General features: G+C 51.7%; 2 tRNA genes and 5 rRNA genes. All 7 read right to left on the reverse strand.

The features are described from left to right. Positions 1 to 86: 86 nt before the first annotated feature. Positions 87 to 2,967 (reverse strand): 23S ribosomal RNA (locus OOB33_RS20970). Between the two features lie 345 nt (positions 2,968 to 3,312). Beyond that, positions 3,313 to 3,388 (reverse strand) — tRNA-Ala (locus tag OOB33_RS20975). An 18-nt stretch (positions 3,389 to 3,406) separates the two neighbouring features. Next, positions 3,407 to 3,483, reverse strand: a tRNA-Ile gene (locus OOB33_RS20980). 182 nt (positions 3,484 to 3,665) lie between these two features. Then, positions 3,666 to 5,189, reverse strand: a 16S ribosomal RNA gene (locus OOB33_RS20985). A 485-nt stretch (positions 5,190 to 5,674) separates the two neighbouring features. Continuing rightward, positions 5,675 to 5,787 (reverse strand): 5S ribosomal RNA (rrf, locus tag OOB33_RS20990). 239 nt (positions 5,788 to 6,026) lie between these two features. After that, positions 6,027 to 8,884: ribosomal RNA gene (locus OOB33_RS20995) — 23S ribosomal RNA — on the reverse strand. 631 nt (positions 8,885 to 9,515) lie between these two features. Continuing rightward, positions 9,516 to 9,767 (reverse strand): 16S ribosomal RNA (locus tag OOB33_RS21000); the annotation flags it as partial.

Consider the following 9,767-nt stretch of genomic DNA (forward strand, 5'->3'; position numbering starts at 1 on the left):
ACTTCTGAAGAACGGTATAACTTGTGTCCTCAATAATCCTTGATCAGATCGGCTGATGTTTCCATCGCCTGAACTGTCAAAGTTATAGGGTCAAGCCTCACGGGCAATTAGTACTGGTTAGCTTAACGCATTACTGCGCTTCCACACCCAGCCTATCAACGTCCTGGTCTCGAACGACCCTTCAGGGGGCTCAAGGCCCCGGCAAGACTCATCTTGAGACGAGTTTCCCGCTTAGATGCTTTCAGCGGTTATCTCTTCCGCACTTAGCTACTCGGCGATGCCACTGGCGTGACAACCGATACACCAGAGGTGCGTCCACTCCGGTCCTCTCGTACTAGGAGCAGGCTCTCTCAATCTTGCAGCGCCCACGGAAGATAGGGACCAAACTGTCTCACGACGTTTTAAACCCAGCTCACGTACCTCTTTAAATGGCGAACAGCCATACCCTTGGGACCGGCTACAGCCCCAGGATGAGATGAGCCGACATCGAGGTGCCAAACACCGCCGTCGATATGAACTCTTGGGCGGTATCAGCCTGTTATCCCCAGAGTACCTTTTATCCGTTGAGCGATGGCCCTTCCATACAGAACCACCGGATCACTTTGTCCTACTTTCGTACCTGCTCGACTTGTCAGTCTCGCAGTCAAGCACGCTTATGCCAATGCACTATCAACACGATTTCCGACCGTATTTAGCGTACCTTCGAACTCCTCCGTTACACTTTGGGAGGAGACCGCCCCAGTCAAACTGCCCACCATACACTGTCCCCAATCCCGATAAGGGACCAAGGTTAGAACCTCAAACACACCAGGGTGGTATTTCAACGTTGGCTCCATGAGAACTAGCGTCCTCACTTCAAAGCCTCCCACCTATCCTACACAGATCTGTTCAAAGTCCAATGTAAAGCTACAGTAAAGGTTCATGGGGTCTTTCCGTCTTTCCGCGGGGAGATTGCATCATCACAAACATTTCAACTTCGCTGAGTCTCTGGAGGAGACAGTGTGGCCATCATTACTCCATTCGTGCAGGTCGGAACTTACCCGACAAGGAATTTCGCTACCTTAGGACCGTTATAGTTACGGCCGCCGTTTACTGGGACTTCAGTCAAGAGCTTGCACCCCATCATTTAATCTTCCAGCACCGGGCAGGAGTCACACCCTATACGTCGACTTTCGTCTTTGCAGAGTGCTGTGTTTTTAATAAACAGTTGCAGCCACCGATTCTCTGCGGCCCCATTCTGCTTCGAGAGTAAATCTCTACACATACTAGAGGCACACCTTCTTCCGAAGTTACGGTGTCAATTTGCCGAGTTCCTTCTCCAGAGTTCTCTCAAGCGCCTTAGAATACTCATCTCGCGCACCAGTGTCGGTTTGCGGTACGGTCGTCAATAGCTGAAGCTTAGTGGCTTTTCCTGGAAGCAGGGTATCACTCACTTCGTCTGCAAGCAGACTCGTTATCACGCCTCATCTAAGCTCTCCGGATTTGCCTAAAGAGCACGACTACACGCTTGAACCAACTATTCCAACAGTTGGCTGAGCTAACCTTCTCCGTCCCCACATCGCACTATTGATCGGTACAGGAATATTTACCTGTTTCCCATCAGCTACGCATCTCTGCCTCGCCTTAGGGGCCGACTCACCCTACGCCGATGAACGTTGCGTAGGAAACCTTGCGCTTTCGGCGAGGGGGCTTTTCACCCCCTTTAACGCTACTCATGTCAGCATTCGCACTTCTGATACCTCCAGCAGGCTTCACAACCCACCTTCACAGGCTTACAGAACGCTCTCCTACCACGTGCAATAAATTGCACATCCGCAGCTTCGGTAACTGGCTTAGCCCCGTTACATCTTCCGCGCAGGACGACTCGATCAGTGAGCTATTACGCTTTCTTTAAATGATGGCTGCTTCTAAGCCAACATCCTGACTGTTTTAGCCTTCCCACTTCGTTTCCCACTTAGCCAATTTTGGGGACCTTAGCTGGCGGTCTGGGTTGTTTCCCTCTTGAGTCCGGACGTTAGCACCCGGTGCTCTGTCTCCCAAGCTGTACTCATCGGTATTCGGAGTTTGCAATGGTTTGGTAAGTCGCCATGACCCCCTAGCCATAACAGTGCTCTACCCCCGATGGTAATACTTGAGGCACTACCTAAATAGTTTTCGGAGAGAACCAGCTATTTCCAAGTTTGTTTAGCCTTTCACCCCTATCCACAGCTCATCCGCTAATTTTGCAACATTAGTCGGTTCGGACCTCCAGCACCTGTTACGGTACCTTCATCCTGGCCATGGATAGATCACTTGGTTTCGGGTCTACACCCAGCGACTAATTCGCCCTATTCGGACTCGATTTCTCTACGGCTTCCCTATTCGGTTAACCTCGCCACTGAATGTAAGTCGCTGACCCATTATACAAAAGGTACGCAGTCACCCTTGCGGGCTCCTACTTTTTGTATGCATGCGGTTTCAGGATCTATTTCACTCCCCTCCCGGGGTTCTTTTCGCCTTTCCCTCACGGTACTAGTTCACTATCGGTCGATTACGAGTATTTAGCCTTGGAGGATGGTCCCCCCATATTCAGACAGGATTTCTCGTGTCCCGCCCTACTTGTCTTACGCTTAGTTCCACACCGCAGCATTCTCATACGGGGCTATCACCCGCTATGGCCGGACTTTCCATTCCGTTCTGATATACACGATGCTAAAACGTAAAGGCTACTCCAATTTCGCTCGCCGCTACTTTCGGAATCTCGGTTGATGTCTTTTCCTCGAGCTACTGAGATGTTTCAGTTCACCCGGTTCGCCACAATGACCTATGTATTCAGTCAGAGTTACCCCTCGCGGGGTGGGTTTCCCCATTCGGAAATCTCCGGATCAAAGCTAATTTGCCAGCTCCCCGAAGCTTATCGCAGGCTATCACGTCCTTCGTCGCCTGTAATCGCCAAGGCATCCACCACATGCACTTAGTCACTTGACCCTATAACTTTGACAGCGCTGACTGCACTGTCGTCAAGGACTCGTACAGAGCCTCTCAGCTCCATACGTTTATTGAGTATTCACGCGTTACGCCGTTCTTCATATCTAAACAATTTCTTGCTCAGTTGAAGTCTTGTGTTTGACGCAATCAAAAGCTACTAGCGGCACGGTACGCTCACCCCCTTTACGAGATGGCGCTTTCCGCTAGCAGCGCTGATTCGACTCTACAAATTGTTAAAGAACAACAGCCGACTCTTTCGAGCCTTATGACTGACAAACCAGAACAACCGCTCACGCCTTCGCGCAACGGATGCTTTGGTTTGTCAACCATGCCTTCAGAGTAAATTGGTGGAGGATGACGGGATCGAACCGACGACCCCCTGCTTGCAAAGCAGGTGCTCTCCCAGCTGAGCTAATCCCCCGGGATCTCTTCAAATCCGTGGTGGGTCTGGCTGGATTCGAACCAGCGACCCCCGCCTTATCAAGACGGTGCTCTAACCGACTGAGCTACAGACCCACGCGTTTCTTGCGTGCACTGCCTCTCAGTAACGCTCGCCTGTTGAGGCCAGCTCGGCAGGCTCACGCTATTACTCTGATGTTGTATTCACAGCCGATAAGTGTGGGCGCTTAAAAATGAGTCATGTGGATCTCGCTGGTCATCTGCTGCACGCAGCAAACAACTGCTCGACCATTTTCTAGAAAGGAGGTGATCCAGCCGCACCTTCCGATACGGCTACCTTGTTACGACTTCACCCCAGTCACGAACCCTGCCGTGGTAATCGCCCCCCTTGCGGTTAGGCTAACTACTTCTGGCAGAACCCGCTCCCATGGTGTGACGGGCGGTGTGTACAAGACCCGGGAACGTATTCACCGCGGCAAGCTGATCCGCGATTACTAGCGATTCCGACTTCACGCAGTCGAGTTGCAGACTACGATCCGGACTACGACCGGTTTTCTGGGATTAGCTCCCCCTCGCGGGTTGGCAGCCCTCTGTACCGGCCATTGTATGACGTGTGTAGCCCTACCCATAAGGGCCATGATGACCTGACGTCATCCCCACCTTCCTCCGGTTTGTCACCGGCAGTCTCATTAGAGTGCCCTTTCGTAGCAACTAATGACAAGGGTTGCGCTCGTTGCGGGACTTAACCCAACATCTCACGACACGAGCTGACGACGGCCATGCAGCACCTGTGTCCAGGTTCTCTTTCGAGCACTCCCACATCTCTGCAGGATTCCTGGCATGTCAAGGGTAGGTAAGGTTTTTCGCGTTGCATCGAATTAAACCACATCATCCACCGCTTGTGCGGGTCCCCGTCAATTCCTTTGAGTTTCAACCTTGCGGCCGTACTCCCCAGGCGGTCAACTTCACGCGTTAGCTACGTTACTGAGAAGAAACCCTCCCAACAACCAGTTGACATCGTTTAGGGCGTGGACTACCAGGGTATCTAATCCTGTTTGCTCCCCACGCTTTCGTGCATGAGCGTCAGTACAGGCCCAGGGGATTGCCTTCGCCATCGGTGTTCCTCCGCATATCTACGCATTTCACTGCTACACGCGGAATTCCATCCCCCTCTGCCGTACTCTAGCTATGCAGTCACAAAGGCAGTTCCCAGGTTGAGCCCGGGGATTTCACCTCTGTCTTGCATAACCGCCTGCGCACGCTTTACGCCCAGTAATTCCGATTAACGCTTGCACCCTACGTATTACCGCGGCTGCTGGCACGTAGTTAGCCGGTGCTTATTCTTCAGGTACCGTCATTAAGTCTCTGTATTAGAGAAACTCGTTTCTTCCCTGACAAAAGCGGTTTACAACCCGAAGGCCTTCTTCCCGCACGCGGCATGGCTGGATCAGACTTGCGTCCATTGTCCAAAATTCCCCACTGCTGCCTCCCGTAGGAGTCTGGGCCGTGTCTCAGTCCCAGTGTGGCTGGTCGTCCTCTCAGACCAGCTACAGATCGTCGCCTTGGTGGGCTTTTACCCCACCAACTAGCTAATCTGATATCGGCCGCTCCAATCGCGCGAGGCCTTACGGTCCCCCGCTTTCACCCTCAGGTCGTATGCGGTATTAGCCACTCTTTCGAGTAGTTATCCCCCACGACTGGGCACGTTCCGATACATTACTCACCCGTTCGCCACTCGTCAGCTTAACCTGTTACCGTTCGACTTGCATGTGTAAGGCATGCCGCCAGCGTTCAATCTGAGCCAGGATCAAACTCTACAGTTCGATCTTGATTTACTCAACGGAATCGACAAAACCATTTACATGATTCCATCTAATTTCCGTGAGCGTTTAAAGTCTAAGAGACTTGATACTCGTCACCGAGCATCAAAACTCACCTTCAAACGCCCACGCTTATCGGCTGTTAATTTTTAAAGAACCAAGAGAGCCAAGCTCATCTTGACAAGACCGACTCGCATCGAGTCTTGCGTCCGTCGACTGCTTTGCAGCTCGTCAACAGCACAGAAGCGAGATTATGACTGATGTTTTTACTATCGTCAACACCTATTGCATGCGATTTTCATCAGCCTGCAACTTCTGCTCTGCTTACCATCAGGCCTAGCCTGGCGGGATCCACAGATGCAAACGCTGCCACACACCAGGCAGACTTCGCTTGCATCTAGGGACCGAGTGCCCGACCTGCCTTAGCAGACCCACACTCAGAGACAGAAACGCCCGGCCATGTGACCGGGCGTTTTGCATAGATATTAGCCTGACGATGACCTACTTTCACACGGGAACCCGCACTATCATCGGCGCTGAGGCATTTCACTGTCCTGTTCGGGATGGGAAGGAGTGGGACCGCCTCGCTATGGTCATCAGGCTTAACTGGTTGGCTTGCTGAAGTCTCGTCAGAGATTTTCAACAGGCCCAATTTGTAGAGCTGCGCAGTATACATGAGTTTGTCATGTATTGCACTTCGAATCAGCTGGTTTTGATTGCGTTCACACGTTGGATCATTTCGTTGAATGATCTGACTTCTGAAGAACGGTATAACTTGTGTCCTCAATAATCCTTGATCAGACCGGCTGATGTTTCCATCGCCTGAACTGTCAAAGTTATAGGGTCAAGCCTCACGGGCAATTAGTACTGGTTAGCTTAACGCATTACTGCGCTTCCACACCCAGCCTATCAACGTCCTGGTCTCGAACGACCCTTCAGGGGGCTCAAGGCCCCGGCAAGACTCATCTTGAGACGAGTTTCCCGCTTAGATGCTTTCAGCGGTTATCTCTTCCGCACTTAGCTACTCGGCGATGCCACTGGCGTGACAACCGATACACCAGAGGTGCGTCCACTCCGGTCCTCTCGTACTAGGAGCAGGCTCTCTCAATCTTGCAGCGCCCACGGAAGATAGGGACCAAACTGTCTCACGACGTTTTAAACCCAGCTCACGTACCTCTTTAAATGGCGAACAGCCATACCCTTGGGACCGGCTACAGCCCCAGGATGAGATGAGCCGACATCGAGGTGCCAAACACCGCCGTCGATATGAACTCTTGGGCGGTATCAGCCTGTTATCCCCAGAGTACCTTTTATCCGTTGAGCGATGGCCCTTCCATACAGAACCACCGGATCACTTTGTCCTACTTTCGTACCTGCTCGACTTGTCAGTCTCGCAGTCAAGCACGCTTATGCCAATGCACTATCAACACGATTTCCGACCGTATTTAGCGTACCTTCGAACTCCTCCGTTACACTTTGGGAGGAGACCGCCCCAGTCAAACTGCCCACCATACACTGTCCCCAATCCCGATAAGGGACCAAGGTTAGAACCTCAAACACACCAGGGTGGTATTTCAACGTTGGCTCCATGAGAACTAGCGTCCTCACTTCAAAGCCTCCCACCTATCCTACACAGATCTGTTCAAAGTCCAATGTAAAGCTACAGTAAAGGTTCATGGGGTCTTTCCGTCTTTCCGCGGGGAGATTGCATCATCACAAACATTTCAACTTCGCTGAGTCTCTGGAGGAGACAGTGTGGCCATCATTACTCCATTCGTGCAGGTCGGAACTTACCCGACAAGGAATTTCGCTACCTTAGGACCGTTATAGTTACGGCCGCCGTTTACTGGGACTTCAGTCAAGAGCTTGCACCCCATCATTTAATCTTCCAGCACCGGGCAGGAGTCACACCCTATACGTCGACTTTCGTCTTTGCAGAGTGCTGTGTTTTTAATAAACAGTTGCAGCCACCGATTCTCTGCGGCCCCATTCTGCTTCGAGAGTAAATCTCTACACATACTAGAGGCACACCTTCTTCCGAAGTTACGGTGTCAATTTGCCGAGTTCCTTCTCCAGAGTTCTCTCAAGCGCCTTAGAATACTCATCTCGCGCACCAGTGTCGGTTTGCGGTACGGTCGTCAATAGCTGAAGCTTAGTGGCTTTTCCTGGAAGCAGGGTATCACTCACTTCGTCTGCAAGCAGACTCGTTATCACGCCTCATCTAAGCTCTCCGGATTTGCCTAAAGAGCACGACTACACGCTTGAACCAACTATTCCAACAGTTGGCTGAGCTAACCTTCTCCGTCCCCACATCGCACTATTGATCGGTACAGGAATATTTACCTGTTTCCCATCAGCTACGCATCTCTGCCTCGCCTTAGGGGCCGACTCACCCTACGCCGATGAACGTTGCGTAGGAAACCTTGCGCTTTCGGCGAGGGGGCTTTTCACCCCCTTTAACGCTACTCATGTCAGCATTCGCACTTCTGATACCTCCAGCAGGCTTCACAACCCACCTTCACAGGCTTACAGAACGCTCTCCTACCACGTGCAATAAATTGCACATCCGCAGCTTCGGTAACTGGCTTAGCCCCGTTACATCTTCCGCGCAGGACGACTCGATCAGTGAGCTATTACGCTTTCTTTAAATGATGGCTGCTTCTAAGCCAACATCCTGACTGTTTTAGCCTTCCCACTTCGTTTCCCACTTAGCCAATTTTGGGGACCTTAGCTGGCGGTCTGGGTTGTTTCCCTCTTGAGTCCGGACGTTAGCACCCGGTGCTCTGTCTCCCAAGCTGTACTCATCGGTATTCGGAGTTTGCAATGGTTTGGTAAGTCGCCATGACCCCCCCGATGGTAATACTTGAGGCACTACCTAAATAGTTTTCGGAGAGAACCAGCTATTTCCAAGTTTGTTTAGCCTTTCACCCCTATCCACAGCTCATCCGCTAATTTTGCAACATTAGTCGGTTCGGACCTCCAGCACCTGTTACGGTACCTTCATCCTGGCCATGGATAGATCACTTGGTTTCGGGTCTACACCCAGCGACTAATTCGCCCTATTCGGACTCGATTTCTCTACGGCTTCCCTATTCGGTTAACCTCGCCACTGAATGTAAGTCGCTGACCCATTATACAAAGGTACGCAGTCACCCTTGCGGGCTCCTACTTTTTGTATGCATGCGGTTTCAGGATCTATTTCACTCCCCTCCCGGGGTTCTTTTCGCCTTTCCCTCACGGTACTAGTTCACTATCGGTCGATTACGAGTATTTAGCCTTGGAGGATGGTCCCCCCATATTCAGACAGGATTTCTCGTGTCCCGCCCTACTTGTCTTACGCTTAGTTCCACACCGCAGCATTCTCATACGGGGCTATCACCCGCTATGGCCGGACTTTCCATTCCGTTCTGATATACACGATGCTAAAACGTAAAGGCTACTCCAATTTCGCTCGCCGCTACTTTCGGAATCTCGGTTGATGTCTTTTCCTCGAGCTACTGAGATGTTTCAGTTCACCCGGTTCGCCACAATGACCTATGTATTCAGTCAGAGTTACCCCTCGCGGGGTGGGTTTCCCCATTCGGAAATCTCCGGATCAAAGCTAATTTGCCAGCTCCCCGAAGCTTATCGCAGGCTATCACGTCCTTCGTCGCCTGTAATCGCCAAGGCATCCACCACATGCACTTAGTCACTTGACCCTATAACTTTGACAGCGCTGACTGCACTGTCGTCAAGGACTCGTACAGAGCCTCTCAGCTCCATACGTTTATTGAGTATTCACGCGTTACGCCGTTCTTCATATCTAAACAATTTCTTGCTCAGTTGAAGTCTTGTGTTTGACGCAATCAAAAGCTACTAGCGGCACGGTACGCTCACCCCCTTTACGAGATGGCGCTTTCCGCTAGCAGCGCTGATTCGACTCTACAAATTGTTAAAGAACAACAGCCGACTCTTTCGAGCCTTATGACTGACAAACCAGAACAACCGCTCACGCCTTCGCGCAACGGATGCTTTGGTTTGTCAACCATGCCTTCAGAGTAAATTGGTGGAGGATGACGGGATCGAACCGACGACCCCCTGCTTGCAAAGCAGGTGCTCTCCCCCCGCCTTATCAAGACGGTGCTCTAACCGACTGAGCTACAGACCCACGCGTTTCTTGCGTGCACTGCCTCTCAGTAACGCTCGCCTGTTGAGGCCAGCTCGGCAGGCTCACGCTATTACTCTGATGTTGTATTCACAGCCGATAAGTGTGGGCGCTTAAAAATGAGTCATGTGGATCTCGCTGGTCATCTGCTGCACGCAGCAAACAACTGCTCGACCATTTTCTAGAAAGGAGGTGATCCAGCCGCACCTTCCGTACGACTTCACCCCAGTCACGAACCCTGCCGTGGTAATCGCCGGGAACGTATTCACCGCGGCAAGCTGATCCGCGATTACTAGCGATTCCGACTTCACGCAGTCGAGTTGCAGACTACGATCCGGACTACGACCGGTTTTCTGGGATTAGCTCCCCCTCGCGGGTTGGCAGCCCTCTGTACCGGCCATTGTATGACGTGTGTAGCCCTACCCATAAGGGCCATG

It is taken from the genome of Paucibacter sp. B51, assembly GCF_027863535.1.
In the GTDB taxonomy this organism is placed as follows: domain Bacteria; phylum Pseudomonadota; class Gammaproteobacteria; order Burkholderiales; family Burkholderiaceae_C; genus Paucibacter_A; species Paucibacter_A aquatilis.